Here is a 16412-nt window from a genome sequence, read left to right on the forward strand (position 1 = left end):
CGAGGAGCCCCCGCATGACCCTGATCCGCCTGTCCGGCGTGACAAAGCGCTTCCCACCGTCCACGAAGGGCGGCGACCCGGTCGTCGCCGTCGATGGCGTCGACCTCGAGATCGAAGCCGGAACCGTGTGCGGCATCGTCGGCTACTCCGGCGCCGGGAAGAGCACCGTGCTGCGCTTGGTCAACGCCCTGGAAACGCCGACGAGCGGGAGCGTCGAGATCGACGGCCGCGACATCACGGGGCTTCGTGAGCGCGAGCTGCGCGCCCTGCGCGGCGACATCGGCATGATCTTCCAGCAGTTCAACCTGTTCGACTCTCGCACCGTCGCGGGCAACGTCGCGTACCCGCTGGAGGTCGCCGGGCACCCGCGCGCCGAGGTGAAGCAACGCGTGGCGGAGCTGCTCGAGTTCGTCGGGCTGTCGGGCAAGGCCAAGAACTACCCCGAGCAGCTCTCGGGTGGTCAGCGGCAACGGGTCGGCATCGCTCGGGCTCTCGCCACGAGTCCCCGCATCCTGCTCGCCGACGAGGCGACGAGCGCGCTCGACCCCGACACGACACAGGAGGTGCTCGCCCTCCTGAAGCGCATCAACGCCGAGCTCGGGGTGACGATCCTGGTCATCACCCACGAGATGGAGGTCGTTCGCGCGATCGCCGACCGCGTCGTCGTGATGGAGTATGGTCGCGTCATCGAGAGCGGAGACGTCTTCGATGTGCTCTCGGCACCGTCGCATGACGCCACGCGCCGTTTCGTGGCGAGCATCATCGACGAGGCCCCCACGGGCGAGAAGCTCGCCGCGCTGCGCGCGCGGCATCCCGGTCGCATCGTCACCTTCACGATCCGCGAGGCCGAGTCGCCGCAGGCGGACGTGTTCGCGGCACTGTCGTCGCACGGTGTGCGGTTCGAGCTGATCCACGGCGGCATCAACGACATCCGCGGGCGAGTCTTCGGGCACCTGACGCTCGCCCTGTCGGGAGAGACGGATGCCGTCGACCGTGCCGTGGCCGCGGCATCCGCCCACGCACCGCTCATCGAGGAGGACTCCCGTGGATAGGCTCATCGACCTGCTGCCCGACCTCTGGCCGGCGACGGCCGAGACGCTCTACATGATCACGCTGAGCCTGGTGTTCGGCGGTATCGCGGGATTCCTCATCGGCCTCGCGCTCTACGCGACACGGGCCGGCAGCCTGTTCCCCAATCGTGTGGTGTTCGGCATCGTCAACGTGATCGTGAACACCTTCCGACCGATCCCGTTCATCATCTTCATGGCCGCGGTACAGCCTCTCGCGCGCGCGTTCAGCATTCGCGGCATCGGCATCGAGTTCGCGGTCTTCGCGATCTCGATCGCATCGATGTTCGCCATCGGACGCATCGTCGAGCAGAACCTGCTGACGGTACGGCCCGGGGTGATCGAGGCCGCCCGCGCCGCCGGTGCGAGTCGCTCGCGCATCCTCTTCCGGCTGGTCCCCCGCGAGTCGCTCGGCCCGCTCGTGCTCGGCTACACCTTCATCGTGGTCGCGCTCGTCGACATGACTGCGGTCGCCGGTGCCATCGCCGCGGGCGGGCTCGGTCAGTTCGCCCTGGTGAACGGCTTCCGCCAGTTCAACCCGTGGGTGACCTGGGCGGCCGTGATCATCATCATCCTGCTCGTGCAGGGCGTGCAGTTCCTCGGCAACGCCCTCGCCCGCCGCATCCTTCGCCGCTGACGCCCTGCCGCCTGTCGGCCGCGCACCGCGTCGGTCAGGCCGAGATAACCCCACCCGAGGTCCCAGTTGGGCCGGATATGGCGACACCATTCCCGGCCCAACTGGGACCTCGGCGTGCTCGCTAGCCTGGCACGATGCTCTCGGATACCGATCTGGTTCGGATCGCGCACGATCTTGCAGCAACTCCCGGAGTGGTCGCGGTGGCACTCGGGGGCAGTCGGGCGCGCGGAACACATGCCCCCGGCTCGGACGTCGACCTCGGCGTCTACGTCGATGGACGGACTATCGACCGCGCCGCCGTCTCAGCGACGGTGTCTCGCTGGGCTGAGGCACCGGTCACCGTCGGACACGCGGGGAGCTGGGGCCCGTGGGTGGACAGCGGAGCATGGTCGACGATCGCGGGCATGCCCGTGGACATCATCATTCGTGACGTCGAACGGGTTCGAGCTCAGATCGCGAGGGCGCGTCGCGGCACGTTCGCCTTCCACGCACAGCCGGGGCATCCTTCCGGGTTCCTGGATGTCGCCTACGCCGGCGAGGTCGCCCTCGCGAAGCCACTCGTCGATGGCGCCCGTTTCCTGCGCGACAACGCCGCTTCCCTCGACCCTTACCCGGAACCGCTGCGGCGGGCGTTCATCGAGGACCTGTGGCAGGTGGATTTCCTCGTGGACGCCGCAGCGAAGGTCGCCGACCGCGGCGACACCGCCTACGTCGACCTCTGCCTGAGCAACGCGGCCGTGCGACTTGCCTACGCATGGCACGCGCACGCCAGAGTCTGGGCCATCAACGAGAAGGGCATCGTGCCGGGGGTCTCGCGCCTCCCGTCCGCACCCGGCGACTTCGGCGTTCAGGTCACCGCGGCGCTCAGCGCGGTTGGCGCCTCACCCGAGGGCGTCCGGGCAGCAATCGAGATGTTCCGGGCCCTGCCCCGGCCTCGCTGAGCCGGCGAGGTCCCACTTCGGCCGGGAACGGCGACGTCATTCCCGGCTCAACTGGGACCTCGCGGCAAGCACGGCGCCACCTCGGCGGGCGAACCTCCCCGAGGTCCCACTTGGGCCGGGTTTCGGGGCAGCGTTCCCGGCCGAACTGGGACCTCGGGTGGGAGGGCGAGGGGCAGAGGCCTAGCGGCAGACGAGTCCGTCTTCGGGAACCGTGTCGTCGATGAAGAAGGCCTCGACCGCGTCGTCGACGCACGAGTTTCCCTTCTGGAACCCGGTGTGTCCTTCGCCCTCGCGCGTGATGAGCACGCCTGAGACGAGCTGACCGGCCAGCGACTCCGACCATTCGTACGGGGTGGCGGGATCGTTGGTCGTGCCCACGACGACGATCGGTGCGGCACCGTCGGCCGTGATCTCGCCCCGCGTGCCCGTCGGCGGGTAAGGCCAGACAGCGCAGGCGTCGACACCCTCCCAGTACGGCGCGACTGTCGGGGCTTCTACCGCGAGGCGTGCCTTCGAGGCGGCTTCCGCCTCGGGGTCGTTCTCGACCGGGTAGTCCATGCAGTTGTAGGCGCGGAACGCCTCGGACGAGTTGTCCTCGTAGCGCCCGTCGGCCGTGCGCGCGTAGTAGAAGTCGGCGAGCAGGAACGCCGTCGCCGGGTCACCGGTGAGCGTCTGCGCAAGAGCCTGGCGCAGGATGGGCCAGTTGTCCTGCGAGTACAGAGCCGCGATGATCGCGGTCATCAGCGAGTCAGCGCCGAGCCGCCGACCATCGGATGCCGGCAGCGGCGAGGCATCGACGCTCGCGAGCAGCGTGCCGAGGTCGGTCATCGCGTCGTCGACAGAGCCGCGGAAGGGGCAGTCCTCCTCCTCGAGGCAGGCCGCCATGAACGCACGCAGCGCCGACTCGAAGCCGACCGCCTGGGTCGCGCTGACATCGAGGGACGACACGCTCGGGTCGATCGCCCCGTCGAGCACAAGGCGCCCGACGTTCTCGGGGTACAGCTTGGCGTACGTCGCACCGAGGAAGGTCCCGTACGAGTAGCCGAGGTAGTTGAGCTTCTCGTCGCCGAGCACCGCACGCAGCAGATCCATGTCGCGCGCGGCGAACTCGGTCGTGATGAAGGGAAGGATGCCGTCGCTGTTCTCATCGCAGGCGGCGGCGAACTGCTCGTTGCGGGCAGTCAGCTCCGCTTCCCATTCGGGCGTGCCGCGGGGCGCCGCCGGGATGTCGAAGAAGTAGGCATCAGTGCCTGCGGCGTCGAAGCAGGCGACCGCGCTGGAGCGCCCCACTCCGCGCGGGTCGAACCCGATGACGTCGTAGGCGTCGGCCAGCACCGAGCCGACGGCGAACTGAGCACTGTCGGCGATCAGGTCGTACCCGCTCGCGCCGGGACCGCCGGGGTTCACCAGCAGCGACCCGAGCGCCTCCCCCGATCCCGCCGCGCGCCTCACGACGGCGAGCTCGATCTCACCGGCCGAGGGATCGTTCCAGTCGCGCGGCGCGCGCACCGTCGTGCAGTCATACGTTCCCGAGTCGGCGCCCGAGCAGGAAGCCCAATCGAGCTCCTGTCCGTAGAACGGCATCAGATCTTCCGACACGCCCTCGGTGACAGGGGTGCGGCTCGGCGCGGGCGAAGCCTGATCGGGGCTTCCCTTGAAGACGCATCCGGTGAGGACCGTCACCGTGGCCGCGGCGATGGCGACGACGGTGACCAGACGACGGGGAGCTTTCACGGTGTCCTTCCGCTGGCGACGGTGATGAGCATGCTCTCGAGAGCGAGCAGGGGCGCCGCGTTGCCTTCGAGGGCGCTGCGGGTGGCCGAGATGCGATCGAGGACGACGAGTGTGCGGTCGGGGGTCCATGCCGACGCGAGAGCGGCGAGCTCGCTCGTCAGCTCCCGATTGATCAAGTCGCCCTCGCGGCCGAACTGGAGCATCAGCGTGTCGCGATACATCGATTCGAGATCGGTGAGGACGCGATCGATACCGTCGCGCAGGCTGCGGGTGGCGCGGCGCTTCTGGTCGTCTTCGAGCGCGCTCAGCTGACCACGCACCGCAGGCGGGACGGGCGCGCCCGGTGCGACCCCGAGCGTGCGCCGCAACGCCTCACGCTCGGACTCGTCGCGTTCCGCCGTCAGGGCTTTCGCGTCCTCGGTCGCCGCGCTCACGATCCGGCCGGCCGTCTCGACGGCGTCGGACACCCCGCGCACCGCCAGCACCGCGCGCAGCGTCGCATCGCGGCGCTCCCGAGAGGCGGCATCCGTCGCCAGACGCTGGGCCATGCCGATGTGTCGCTGGGCAAGGCGAGCGGATTGCTCGGCCACCGCGTCGTCGACCCCCGTGCGCGCAGAGATGAGCCGCGCGACATCCGCCACGTCGGGCTCACGAAGCCGCAGCGTGCGTACGCGCGAGCGGATCGTCGGCAGCAGGTCGGCATCGCTCGGCGCGCACAGCACCCAGACCGTCTGTTCCGGCGGCTCTTCGAGAGCCTTGAGCAGCACGTTGCTCGTGCGCTCGACCATCCGGTCGGCGTCTTCGACGACGATGACGCGGTATCGGCCGAGCGACGGCGAGAAGTACGACCGTTCGACGAGGGCCCGAGCGTCGCGGATCGAGATGACGACGCCCTCCGTGCGCAGTGCCGTGAGATCGGGGTGGGTACCAGCGAGCACTTGCCGCATCGCGGCTTCGTCGCCCGGCTCGGCAATCAGCGCGGCCGCGAAGGCGTGCGCGAGCGTCGAGCGCCCCGAGCCGGGCGGGCCCGTGATGAGCCAGGCGTGCGCGAGCTGCGCGGGATCGGATGCCGCGGCCTGCAGCGCCGCCACGGCGGAGTCTTGGCCCCAGACCTCGCCCCACGGCGGTGCGAGCGGAGCGGAGACGGTCATGGGTCCAGCCTACGGGGAGCCTCCGACCTCGGTGACCCCGCACCGGGCGGGCGACGGCTCCCTCGTCGGCGCCGACTCAACCGCGCAGCGAGCGTTCGACGCGAGCCCGGATCTCGACGGCGAGGTCGACCGGCGGGCGAGTCGCGTCGAGCACGAGGAACCGCTCGGGTTCCGCTGCGGCGAGCCCGAGGAAGGCGGTGCGCACACGCTCGTGGAAGTCGGCCTTCTCGGCTTCGAGCCGGTCGAACGGCTTGTCGTCGGCGTCGAGACGGGCCCGCGCGGCCGCGGGATCGAGGTCGAGCAGCACCGTGATGTCGGGCAGCGCGCCGTCGGTGGCCCACAGCGACAGGTCACGCACCTCGCCGGCATCCAGGATGCGTCCGGCCCCCTGGTAGGCCACCGACGAGTCGAGGTACCGGTCCTGCACGACGACGGCGCCGCGGTCGAGGGCCGGACGGACGACGGTCGCGACATGGTGTGCCCGGTCGGCGGCGTACAGCAGGGCTTCGGCGCGCGGCGCGATGTCGCCCCGGTGATGCAGGACGATGTCGCGGATGAGCACGCCCACGTCGCTGCCGCCCGGCTCTCGCGTGCGCACGACCTCGCGACCGCTCTCGCGGAGCCAGGCCTCGAGAGCGGTCGCCTGAGTCGTCTTACCCGACCCGTCGCCGCCCTCGAGGGTGATCCAGAGTCCGCGGTCGGCGGAGCCGGTCACTTCTTCTTTGCCGCGGGCTTGCGCGTCGTGGTGGTCTTGCGCGCGGCCGTCTTGCGCTTGGGCGCGGGGCCCTTGGCGCGCTTGTCGGCGAGCAGCTGGACGGCGCGTTCGAAGGTGACCTCTTCGGCGTTCTCACCGCGCGGGATGGTCGCGTTGGTCTCACCGTCGGTGACGTAGGGACCGAACCGGCCGTCCTTGAGCTTGATCGGCTTGCCGCTGGTGGGGTCGGCCTCGAACTCCTTGAGCGCGCTGGATGCGGCGCGGGCGCCGTACTTGGGCTGCGCGTAGACGGCGAGAGCTTCTTCGAGCGTGATGTCGAACAGCTGCTGCTCACTGGCGAGCGTGCGCGAGTCGGTGCCCTTCTTCAGGTACGGGCCGTACCGGCCGTTCTGCGCGGTGATCTCGTTGCCCGACTCGGGGTCGACGCCCACGACGCGAGGAAGCGAAAGCAGCTTGAGCGCCTGGTCGAGGTCGACCGTGTCGACGCTCATCGACTTGAAGAGCGACGCCGTCCGCGGTTTGGGGGCCGCTTCCTTCTTCTTCGTCGTCTTCTTCTTGGCGGGCGCGACCTCGCCGGTCGACTCGTCGACGGTCTCGTCGGGCTCGGGCTCGAGCTCCTGCACGTACGGGCCGAAGCGCCCGTCCTTGACCACGATGAGCTTGCCGTTCTCGGGGTTCTCACCGAGCACCCGGTCACCGGCGACGGGAGCGTCGATGAGCTCCTGCGCCTTCTCGGGCGTCAACTCGTCGGGCGCGAGGTCGTCGGGCACGTTGACGATGCGCGTCTCGCCGTCGCCGACCGGGACGTCGAGGTACGGACCGTACTTGCCGAAGCGCAGGGTCGCCACGTCGCCGATGGGCGTCGCGTTGAGCTCGCGCGCATCGATGTCGCCGAGGTTCTCGACGATGTTGCGCAGACCCACGTGGTTGTCCGAGCCGAAGTAGAACTCCTGCAGCCAGGCCTCACGCGCCTGCTCGCCACGGGCGATGGCGTCGAGGTCGTCTTCGAGGGCGGCCGTGAAGTCGTAGTCGACGAGGTCGGAGAAGTGCTGCTCGAGCAGCCGCACGACGCTGAACGAGAGCCAGCTGGGCACGAGCGCCTGGCCGCGCTTGGTGACGTAGCCGCGTTCGAGGATGACGTCGATGATGCTCGCGAAGGTCGACGGACGCCCGATGCCCTTCTCCTCGAGCGCCTTGACGAGGCTCGCCTCGGTGTAGCGGGGCTTGGGGCTCGTCGCGTGGCCCTTGGGCTCGACATCCGACAGCGCGAGCTCGTCGCCCACGGCGACGGGCGGCAGCGACTGGTCGGCGGAGCGGTCATTGTCACCGCGCTTCTCGTCGTTGCCCTCTTCGTACGCCTCGAGGAAGCCCTTGAAGGTGTAGACGGTACCGGATGCCGTGAACGCGGCCCGCTTGCCGGCTGCGTCGACCTCGAGCGTGACGGTCGTGGTCTCGTACTTCGCGTCGGACATCTGGCTGGCGACGGTGCGCTTCCAGATGAGGTCGTACAGGCGCTGCTCGTCGCGGTCGAGACCGGAGGCGACGGATGCGGGCGTGCGGAACTCCTCGCCCGACGGGCGGATCGCCTCGTGCGCCTCCTGGGCGTTCTTGGCGTTGTTGCGGTACGAGCGCGGGCCCGCGGGAACCGCACGGTCGCCGTACAGCGCGACCGCCTGCGTGCGCGCCGCCGTCACGGCCTGCGCCGAGAGCGCGGTCGAGTCGGTACGCATATAGGTGATGTAGCCCTTCTCGTAGAGACGCTGGGCGACGCTCATCGCGTGCTTTGCGCTCATCGAGAGCTTGCGGCCGGCCTCCTGCTGCATCGTGGAGGTCGTGAACGGCGGCTTGGGGCTGCGGGTTCCGGGCTTGGCCTCGACCGCGGTGACGGCTGCGGTGGCAGCCTTCTCGATCGCGGCGGCGAGCTCGCGGGCGTCCTTCTCGTTGAGGACGACGACCGCCTTCTTGAGTGAACCGGTGTCGTCGAAGTCGGTGCCGCGGGCCAGCGGGGCACCGTCGAGCCGAGCGAGGCGGGTCGAGAACGAGCCGCCGTCCTTCGCGGCATGGGCCTCGATGTCCCAGTACGAGGCGGAGACGAACGACATCCGCTCGCGCTCGCGCTCGACGACCATGCGTGTGGCGGCGGACTGCACGCGGCCGGCGCTCAGTGCCTGACCGTCGCGGCCGGAGCCGATCTTGCGCCACAGCACGGGTGAGACGTCCCAGCCGTAGAGGCGGTCGAGAACGCGGCGGGTCTCCTGGGCGTTGACGAGCGCGAGGTCGAGCTCGCGCGTGTTGTCGGCGGCCGCGCGGATGGCGTCCTTGGTGATCTCGTGGAAGACCATGCGCTTGACGGGAACTTTGGGCTTGAGCACCTCGAGCAGGTGCCAGGCGATCGCCTCGCCCTCGCGGTCTTCATCGGTGGCGAGCAGGACTTCGTCGGCGTCCTTCAGGGCGCGCTTGAGCTCGGCAACGGTCTTGGTCTTGCGATCGCTGACCACGTAATACGCATCGAAGCCGTTGTCGACGTCGATGGAGTACTTGCCGTACGCCTGCTTCTTGTCGGCCGGGATGTCCTCTTTCTTAGCGAGGTCCCGGATGTGCCCGACCGAGCTGAGCACTTCGTACTCGTCGCCCAGGTAGCCCTGGATCGACTTCATCTTGGTCGGGGACTCGACGATGACGAGTTTCTTGCCGCCTGCCACGAGTCTTCCTTTCTCCAGCGCACACCATACACGCGCCACACGGTGGAAGACGCTGGGAGCGCCGCGCCATATCCTTCTGTCGGCATGTCGGCGAGCGAGGGCCGCGCGGGCGCGCGCGTGCCCGCGGAATACACCCTCGGGTGGGCCGTATGCGACCGCCGGCTGCACGGGGGCGCCGGCATACGGAACCACGCATTGCGGATGACGGCTGAGCATCGAATGCGCGACACCCATACGATCGCAGCACGCCGGCGGTTCCTGATCAGTCCCACTCGGCCAGGCCCGGTGGCTGAAGCGACCGGGCCGCTCTCCCGGATGGAAGGTGCGCGATGGCGATCGCGACATCGATGGGATCATTCCGGCGGGCCCGCTCGAGAGCGCGCCTGAATGGCGAACACTCCGGCCGTCGACTCGACCAGGACGGTCGCGACCACGCCATCCATCTCGCATGCGGCGAGCGCGTGCCCCGACCGAGCGACGACCTGCGCGGCTCGGTCGCACGGCACTCCCCCGATGAACCCGAGCGCGGTGTCGGCTGCGGCGAGCGCCGCCGTGTCGGCGACGGCTGACACCCGCGCCGACTGGATCGCGGCGGCCCCGGCGAGGGCGCAGCCCGCCGCGACCGTCGCCGTCACCGCCAGAACGCCGACGGCGGTGGCAACCCCAGCCATCAGAGCCCGCCCGACAGCGCGCACGCTTCCGCGCGCAGCGGCGGCAGGGGCAGAGGGATGCCGTGGCCCGCGGTCGCTGTCGCGCACGTGAGGTCCCCGTCGGATCGGACGTCGAGCGCCGCGCCCCCGACCGCTGTCTGAACGGCGGCCGCCGCCCGCCCGGCATCCTCGCCCCGCGCGATGAGCCGCGCCGCCTGCGCCGCCGCGTGCTCGAGGCGGATCTGCGTGCCCGCCGCCGCCAACGCGGCGACGGCGAGCAGCACCAGAAGCATCGCCGCCGGGACGACGACCGCGAACTCGGCGGCGACCGAGCCGCGATCGTCTCGGCGGAGTCTCATTCGACGGTCAACGCCCGCCGCACGAGGTCGGTGAGGATGGCGCGCACCTCGTCGCTGCGCATGATGATCACCAGCAAGCCGGCAAAGGCGACGGCGGCCATCGTCGCGATGGCGTACTCGGCGGTCGCGGCGCCGGATTCGTCGGCGAACAGCTGTGCGGCGCGCGTGCGCGTCAGTCGGGGAAGGGATGGGGTCATGTCTGCTCCGTTCGGTTGTCAGGTGTTCGTCATGGGCACGGTGGGCACGGTCTGGTCTGGCGCGGTCGAACCCGCGCGGATGTCGCGACATCACAGCGGCACCGAGGTGCTGCTCATCGCGCTGAGGAGCATCGGTGCCACGCCGATGAGGAGGAACGCGGGCAGCGTGCACACTCCGAGCGGCAGCAAGAGCCGTGATGTCAGCTGCGCCGCCCTCATCCGGCCCTCGATGCGGGCACGGTGACGCTCCAGGTCTGCGGTCGCGCGCAGCAGGTCGACCGCGGGCACCCCGGCCGCGGTCGAGAGTCCGAGGACCTCCCGGTCCGCTGGCGCAAGCGCGACGTCGACGGACGCCAGGACTTCCTCTGCCCGGCGGGTCGACACACCGCTCGACAGCGCAATCGCTAGCAGCTCGGCGGACATCCCGGGGACACCGCCCACGGGTCGGGCTCGGGCGACGAGGCGACGGGTCCACAGGTGCGCTGTCGCCATCAGCAGCGCGCCGACGACGAGGCACGTCGCGCCGACGGGATGGCGCACCGTGGCGACGACGTCGAAGCCGAGCAGGAGGGCGAGCCCGACAGCGACGAGCGGCAACCATCCCACGAGGCGCGCCGTGGCTGTGGGCTCGGCGAGCGCGACGCGAATGTCATCACGGGCCTGCTCGGCGTCGCGCAGCGCCTCGGCCATCCCTCGCAGCGTGCGCGCAAGCGGCGCTCCCACGGTCGTCGCGACATGCCAGGCAGTGGCGACCTCTCGCCAGGCTCCGGGTTCGGCAGCAATGGCACCGGTGAGCGGTTCACCCGCCCGACGTCGCTCGTCCACGCGGCGAGGTGCCGAGTCGCCCGACGCCGCCAGATGTTCCCAAGCCCTGTCGGGCGCGATACCGGCTTCGAGCAGCACAGCGAGACGGTGCAGGGCCGGGGCAACACCGGCCACCGCCGCGGCATCCGCTTCAGCCGCGGAATGGGCCCGCCGCCACCGCCGCTTCACGCCCGCTCCTCGATCCCGAGTCTTCCGCCTCGAAGGACCGGCCGGGCGATCCCCGTGACGCGTCGCGCGCCGTCGACATGACCGACATGGATGATCGCGCCAATCGCGCTCACCACCTGTCGGGCGACGCCGTGATCGTCGAGCCCCGCCAGCGCACCGAGCGCCTCGAGCCGGGCCGGGACGTCAGCGAGACCGCTCGCGTGCACCGTCCCCGCTCCGCCGTGATGGCCCGTGTTGAGGGCGGTCAGCAACTCGCGGACCTCTTCACCGCGGCACTCGCCCACCACGAGCCGATCGGGTCGCATGCGGAGCGCCTCCCGCACCAGCCGAGCGAGCGGCACGGCCCCGGCGCCCTCGAGATTGGGTTGGCGCGCCTCGAGCCGGACATGGTGCGGATGGTCGAGCCGCAGCTCGGCGACATCCTCGATCGTCACGATCCGTTCGGTCGGCCTCGCGGCTGACAGCAACGCCGCGAGAAGCGTCGTCTTCCCGGCGCCCGTCGCCCCCGTGACGAGGAGATTGGTCCGATCCGCGACGAGTCGGCGGAGGTCCTCGGCGACCGTGGCGTCGAACATCCCGCGTTGCTCGAGTTCGGCCAGGCTCAGTTGCTCGACCGCCGGAAGCCGAATCGAGATCGCGGAGCCTTCGCAGGCCACCGGCGCCAGCACCGCGTGCACTCGGATACCGCCGGCCCACCGCACGTCGGCACAGGGAGTCGCATCGTCGAGATGACGTCCGCCGAGGGCGATCAACGCCACGGCGAGCGCACGCACCTCCGCCTCGTTCGGGCGCCACCCTTCAACGGCCTCGGCGCCGCCACCACGGTCGACGAAGACACCGCGTTCGCCGTTGACGAAGACATCCGTCGCATCCGGGTCGAGCAGATGCTCACGCAACGGATCGAACGCCGCGTCGGCGGGAAGCTGGCGCCGTGGTTTCGCTGGCGATGTCGGTTCGCGCCGTGCGGCGACAACGGAGCCCGAGCGCGGTGCGACGACGAATGTTGATGCCATGCCCCGACATTAGGAACGGTCAGAACCGTCAGCCGACCCACGTACCCGAACAGGGGACAGCTCAGATCGGTGCCGCGCTGGGGAGAAGTCTCGACGAGGAACCCGTCGCCTTCCGTGCGAGTGAGTCGCTCCCCCGAGGAAAAGAAGAAGGACGGCACCCCACATTGGGGGATAGGGGTGCCGTCCACGCAACGTCCCGCCGCTTGGGGGGTAGGTCGGGCCGTCACGGGCGCGATCGATGTCGCAGCCGTCGATCAGCTTATCTCCCGAACCCGATGCGACCCAATCAGGCGACGCCATGCATGGCGTGACACGACCACCCACTATCGGCGGTAGTCTCCTGATCTCGTCGCGGTCTAGATTGACCGCACGCCGCCGTGCGCGGCGCCATCGACCGCGAAGGAGCGTGCCGTATGAGCAGCCAGATCGACCACCTGCTGACCGAGACCCGGCGTTTCGCGCCGTCGCCCGAGTTCGCCGCATCCGCCGTCGGCACCGCGGAGCTCTACGAGCGCGCCGCAGCGGACCGCGAGGGATTCTGGGCCGACCAGGCGCGGCAGCTGCACTGGCACAAGCCCTTCACCCAGGTGCTCGACTGGTCGAATCCCCCGTTCGCCGAGTGGTTCGCCGACGGTGAGCTGAACGTCGCGTACAACTGCCTCGACCGTCACGTCGAGGCGGGCCTCGGCGACCGCGTCGCGCTGCTGTGGGAGGGCGAGCCGGGCGATGACCGCGCCGTGACCTACGGCGAGCTCACCGACGAGGTCAAGCGCCTGGCCAACGTCCTCACCGAGCTCGGAATCGAACAGGGCGACCGCGTCGCCATCTACATGCCGATGATCCCCGAGGCCGTCGCCGCGATGCTCGCCGTCGCCCGGGTCGGCGCGGTGCACTCGGTCGTGTTCGGCGGGTTCTCCGCCGACAGCCTCCGCACCCGCATCGACGACGCCGGGGCCAAGCTCGTCATCACCGCCGACGGCGGCTACCGCAAAGGCAAGGTCTCGCCGCTCAAGCCGGCCGTCGACCAGGCGCTGTCCGACCGGGGCGCCGGTCCGCAGCTCACCGTCGAGCACGTCATCGTGGTGCGCCGCGGCGGCAACGACATCGAGTGGAACGACGGGCGCGACCTGTGGTGGCACGACGTCGTGCCCGCGGCATCCCCCGATCACGAGGCGCAGGCGTTCCCCGCCGAGAACCCGCTGTTCATCCTGTACACCTCGGGTACGACGGGAAAGCCGAAGGGCATCCTGCACACCTCCGGCGGCTACCTCACGCAGGCCGCGTTCACCAACCGCGTCGTCCACGACCTGCACGCCGAGACCGACGTCTACTGGTGCACCGCCGACATCGGGTGGGTCACCGGGCACAGCTACGTCACGTACGGCCCGCTCGCGAACGGCGCGACCCAGGTGCTGTACGAGGGAACCCCCGACACCCCTCACTCCGGACGCTCGTGGGAGATCATCCAGAAGTACGGGGTGACGATCTACTACACCGCCCCCACCGCGATCCGCTCGTTCATGAAGGTCGGCCGTCAGGTCCCGGCGCAGTACGACCTGTCGAGCATCCGCCTGCTCGGATCGGTGGGCGAGCCCATCAACCCCGAGGCGTGGATGTGGTACCGCAAGGTCATCGGCGGCAAGAAGGCACCGATCGTCGACACGTGGTGGCAGACCGAGACCGGCGCGATCATGATCTCGGCGCTGCCGGGCGTCACCGAGACCAAGCCCGGATCGGCCCAGGTCGCGCTCCCCGGCATCTCGATCGACGTCGTCGACGAAGAGGGCAAACGGGTCGGCGAGGGCAACGGCGGACTCCTGGTCATCACCGAGCCGTGGCCGAGCATGCTGCGCGGCATCTGGGGCGACCCCGACCGGTTCGTCGAGACCTACTGGGAGAAGTTCCAGAAGCAGGGCTACTACTTCGCCGGCGACGGCGCGCGGCTCGACGACGACGGCGACATCTGGCTCATGGGACGCGTCGACGACGTCATGAACGTCTCGGGCCATCGCCTGTCGACGACCGAGATCGAGTCCGCGCTCGTCGCGCACGAGTCGACGGCCGAGGCGGCCGTGGTCGGCGCCTCCGACGAGACCACGGGACAGGCCGTGGTGGCGTTCGTCATCATCAAGCAGAGCTACCTCGACGCGCACTCCCCCGACGGCCTCGCGACCTCGCTCCGGCAGTGGGTCGGCGAGCAGATCGGACCTATCGCACGGCCCCGCGACGTCTACATCGTCGGCGAGCTGCCGAAGACCCGATCCGGCAAGATCATGCGACGCCTGCTGCGGGATGTCGCCGAGGGTCGCGAGGTCGGTGACACGACGACACTCGCCGACACCGCGGTCATGTCGGTCATCAGCGCTCAGCTGAAGTAGCCCGCAGCCTCGCGCCGCCCCACGGCGGCGCGAGGCGCGTCACTCGGCGTCGCGATCGAGGCCGCGAGCCCGGATCTCCTCGATGTCGAGGTCGGCGAGGATGCGGCGTGCCACCAGATCGTCGATCGTGCCGTCGCGCCGCAGGCGCAGCAGCACCTCGCGCTTGCGATCGAGCATCGCCAGTCGGAGCCGCGTCGCCTCCTTGTGCCGGATGAGCGGCGAGCGCTGCGTGAGGTCGATGTCGTCGCTGACGGCGAGCATCTCCAGCTGCGGCGCGGGCCGGTGCCCGTCGCCATCGACCGGCCCGGGCGGCACGGGGCCCATGCGCGAGGCATCCTCGTCATCCGGCTCGCCGTCGATATCGGCATCGGCGTCGCGTTCCTCGGCGGCTCGCAGCCGCGCGACGGCCCGCGCGTTCGCCAGCTCGAGGCGCTCGTACCCCTCATGGCGCGCACGGTCGCGCACGCGGTCGCTGACCCCGTGCTCGGCGGCGAGATCGTCGAGGGCCGCCAGGGCGGCACCGGAGATCGCCCGCTGGGCGAGCTCGTACTCCTCGATCGCCGCGTCGTCGGCGGGCAGCTTCGCCCAGCGGATGACGGCGGGAAGCAGCGGCCCCTGCACGAGCAGGGTGAGCACGATGACCCCCGCGGTGACGAACACGATCGAGTCGCGCCCTTCGACCGGTTCACCCGATGCTGTCGTGATCGGCACCGAGAGGGCGATCGCGAGTGACACCGCGCCGCGGAACCCCGACACGGTGCTCACGACCCGTGAGCGATGACGGAGCGATCGGCTCGACCCGGCCGCCGGCCGCGAGAAGGGCGAGAACAGCCACTGGAAGAGGTAGCGGACGACGAACAGGGCGATCCACGCCGCAACGGTGACGAGGAGCAGGATGCCGATCTCCGACGGCGAGATCTCATGCAGCACCAGCTGCACCTCGAGCCCGATCAGCACGAACAGCGCGCCGTTGAGCAGGTACACCCCGAACGGCCACGTGGCATCGGCTGCGCGGCGCGACATGGCGGTCGTGATGCGCGGCGACACCCAGGCGACGATGAGCCCCGCGAAGACGACGGCGAGGACGCCCGATGCCTCGAGCAGCTCGGCGACGAGGAAAGCGACGAAGGGGACGAGCAGCAGCGTCAGGTTGATCGTCAGGGTCGACTGCATCCGTCGCAGCGCGAGGAACGCGAGAGCGGCGACGGCGATGCCCGCCGCTGCCCCGCCGAGGTACGACAGCAGCACCATCCCCGTGATGGAGAGGGCACTGACCTGGTCGCCGAGCAGAAGCGAGACGGCGATGGCGTACAGCACGAGAGCCGTGCCGTCGTTGGTCAGGCTCTCGGCCTTGAGCTTCATGAACGTGCGGGGCGGGAGCAGTCGTCCGAGGGCGGCCACAGCGGTGGCATCAGGCGGGGCGACCGCGGCGCCGAGCACCAGCGCGGCCTCCCACGGCACGCCCAGCCACGTCGCGACCGCCGCGACGGCGAACGCCGAGGCGACGACGAGCAGAGTGCTCATCGGCACGATGTACCGGAGCGACCGGCGCACCGAGCGCAGCGACGTCGTCCAGGCCTCGCGGAACAGCAGCACCGGGAGGAAGAGCAGCAGCACCGTCTCGGGAGGCAGTTCGATCGTCCGCAGCTCGGGCACGAAGCCGAGCAGCAGCCCGATCACGAGCAGCACCAGCGGAGTGGCCACGCGCAACCGCGGAGCCAGAACGGTTCCGACCAGAAGGGCGATGCCCAGCAGAACCGTGACCTCGAGTCCCTGCATCCCTACCGCCTTTCCGCGTGGTCCACACCAGAGCGTAGGGCCGCGGACCACCCCACGGGCGGTGTTTCACCCTCGGTTCGCGATGGGCGGAGCGCC

The 16412-nt window shown here is 70.1% G+C and carries 14 protein-coding genes; 4 read left to right on the forward strand and 10 right to left on the reverse strand.

Annotated elements, in window-relative coordinates:
- The first annotated feature begins 14 nt into the window (after positions 1-14).
- The 3 genes from QUC20_RS10885 (at position 15) to QUC20_RS10895 (ending at position 2645) form a co-directional block, all read left to right on the forward strand.
- Positions 15-1052 (forward strand): methionine ABC transporter ATP-binding protein, encoded by a 1038-nt coding sequence (locus QUC20_RS10885; protein ID WP_289329876.1) that lies wholly within the window; start codon positions 15-17, stop codon positions 1050-1052.
- Positions 1045-1704, forward strand: coding sequence for a methionine ABC transporter permease (locus tag QUC20_RS10890; RefSeq protein ID WP_181574219.1), 660 nt, complete (start codon positions 1045-1047; stop codon positions 1702-1704). Before QUC20_RS10885 ends, QUC20_RS10890 begins: the two co-directional genes overlap by 8 nt.
- 134 nt (positions 1705-1838) lie before the next feature.
- On the forward strand, positions 1839-2645 hold the full coding sequence (locus QUC20_RS10895; RefSeq protein ID WP_289329877.1) for a nucleotidyltransferase domain-containing protein: 807 nt from the start codon (positions 1839-1841) through the stop codon (positions 2643-2645).
- Positions 2646-2825: 180 nt separating this feature from the next.
- Here QUC20_RS10895 and QUC20_RS10900 read toward each other — a convergent pair whose 3' ends face one another.
- The 9 genes from QUC20_RS10900 to QUC20_RS10940 all read right to left on the reverse strand — a co-directional run bounded on the left by QUC20_RS10900 (position 2826) and on the right by QUC20_RS10940 (position 12159).
- Entirely contained in the window at positions 2826-4379 is a 1554-nt protein-coding gene (locus QUC20_RS10900; RefSeq protein ID WP_289329878.1) for an alpha/beta hydrolase, read from the reverse strand.
- The gene (locus QUC20_RS10905) at positions 4376-5530 is read right to left on the reverse strand and encodes a DNA polymerase III subunit delta' (protein ID WP_120264895.1); all 1155 of its coding nucleotides are present in this window, start codon (positions 5528-5530) and stop codon (positions 4376-4378) included. Before QUC20_RS10905 ends, QUC20_RS10900 begins: the two co-directional genes overlap by 4 nt.
- Positions 5531-5606: 76 nt before the next feature.
- The gene (gene tmk, locus QUC20_RS10910) at positions 5607-6245 is read right to left on the reverse strand and encodes a dTMP kinase (protein WP_289329879.1); all 639 of its coding nucleotides are present in this window, start codon (positions 6243-6245) and stop codon (positions 5607-5609) included.
- Entirely contained in the window at positions 6242-8947 is a 2706-nt protein-coding gene (gene topA, locus QUC20_RS10915; RefSeq protein ID WP_289329880.1) for a type I DNA topoisomerase, read from the reverse strand. The genes tmk and topA overlap by 4 nt, the downstream gene beginning before the upstream one ends.
- Positions 8948-9300: 353 nt before the next feature.
- Positions 9301-9618, reverse strand: coding sequence for a helicase (locus tag QUC20_RS10920; protein ID WP_289329881.1), 318 nt, complete (start codon positions 9616-9618; stop codon positions 9301-9303).
- On the reverse strand, positions 9618-9956 hold the full coding sequence (locus QUC20_RS10925) for a TadE family type IV pilus minor pilin (RefSeq protein WP_120264891.1): 339 nt from the start codon (positions 9954-9956) through the stop codon (positions 9618-9620). Before QUC20_RS10925 ends, QUC20_RS10920 begins: the two co-directional genes overlap by 1 nt.
- Positions 9953-10153, reverse strand: a complete 201-nt coding sequence (locus tag QUC20_RS10930) for a DUF4244 domain-containing protein (RefSeq protein ID WP_289329882.1) — start codon at positions 10151-10153, stop codon at positions 9953-9955. The genes QUC20_RS10925 and QUC20_RS10930 overlap by 4 nt, the downstream gene beginning before the upstream one ends.
- Positions 10154-10243: 90 nt before the next feature.
- Positions 10244-11146, reverse strand: coding sequence for a type II secretion system F family protein (locus QUC20_RS10935; protein ID WP_120264889.1), 903 nt, complete (start codon positions 11144-11146; stop codon positions 10244-10246).
- Complete coding sequence (locus QUC20_RS10940; RefSeq protein WP_289329883.1) at positions 11143-12159, reverse strand: TadA family conjugal transfer-associated ATPase; 1017 nt, start codon at positions 12157-12159, stop codon at positions 11143-11145. Before QUC20_RS10940 ends, QUC20_RS10935 begins: the two co-directional genes overlap by 4 nt.
- 413 nt (positions 12160-12572) lie before the next feature.
- Between QUC20_RS10940 and acs the strand changes: the two genes are divergently transcribed.
- Positions 12573-14537, forward strand: a complete 1965-nt coding sequence (gene acs / locus QUC20_RS10945; protein ID WP_289329884.1) for an acetate--CoA ligase — start codon at positions 12573-12575, stop codon at positions 14535-14537.
- A 39-nt stretch (positions 14538-14576) separates the two neighbouring features.
- Here the strand turns inward: acs and QUC20_RS10950 are convergent, their stop codons facing one another.
- Positions 14577-16316, reverse strand: coding sequence for a Na+/H+ antiporter (locus tag QUC20_RS10950; RefSeq protein ID WP_289329885.1), 1740 nt, complete (start codon positions 16314-16316; stop codon positions 14577-14579).
- Positions 16317-16412: the final 96 nt, after the last annotated feature.

Source organism: Microbacterium arborescens (genome assembly GCF_030369635.1).
GTDB lineage: Bacteria > Actinomycetota > Actinomycetes > Actinomycetales > Microbacteriaceae > Microbacterium.

Excerpts from the sequence above, each read along its gene's own strand:
- QUC20_RS10885 (WP_289329876.1), top strand. The coding sequence starts at position 15 with ATGACCCTGATCCGCCTGTCCGGCGTGACAAAGCGCTTCCCACCGTCC.
- QUC20_RS10895 (WP_289329877.1), top strand. The coding sequence starts at position 1,839 with ATGCTCTCGGATACCGATCTGGTTCGGATCGCGCACGATCTTGCAGCA.
- QUC20_RS10905 (WP_120264895.1), bottom strand. The coding sequence starts at position 5,530 with ATGACCGTCTCCGCTCCGCTCGCACCGCCGTGGGGCGAGGTCTGGGGC.
- QUC20_RS10920 (WP_289329881.1), bottom strand. The coding sequence starts at position 9,618 with ATGGCTGGGGTTGCCACCGCCGTCGGCGTTCTGGCGGTGACGGCGACG.
- QUC20_RS10925 (WP_120264891.1), bottom strand. The coding sequence starts at position 9,956 with ATGAGACTCCGCCGAGACGATCGCGGCTCGGTCGCCGCCGAGTTCGCG.
- QUC20_RS10930 (WP_289329882.1), bottom strand. The coding sequence starts at position 10,153 with ATGACCCCATCCCTTCCCCGACTGACGCGCACGCGCGCCGCACAGCTG.
- QUC20_RS10940 (WP_289329883.1), bottom strand. The coding sequence starts at position 12,159 with ATGGCATCAACATTCGTCGTCGCACCGCGCTCGGGCTCCGTTGTCGCC.
- acs (WP_289329884.1), top strand. The coding sequence starts at position 12,573 with ATGAGCAGCCAGATCGACCACCTGCTGACCGAGACCCGGCGTTTCGCG.
- QUC20_RS10950 (WP_289329885.1), bottom strand. The coding sequence starts at position 16,316 with ATGCAGGGACTCGAGGTCACGGTTCTGCTGGGCATCGCCCTTCTGGTC.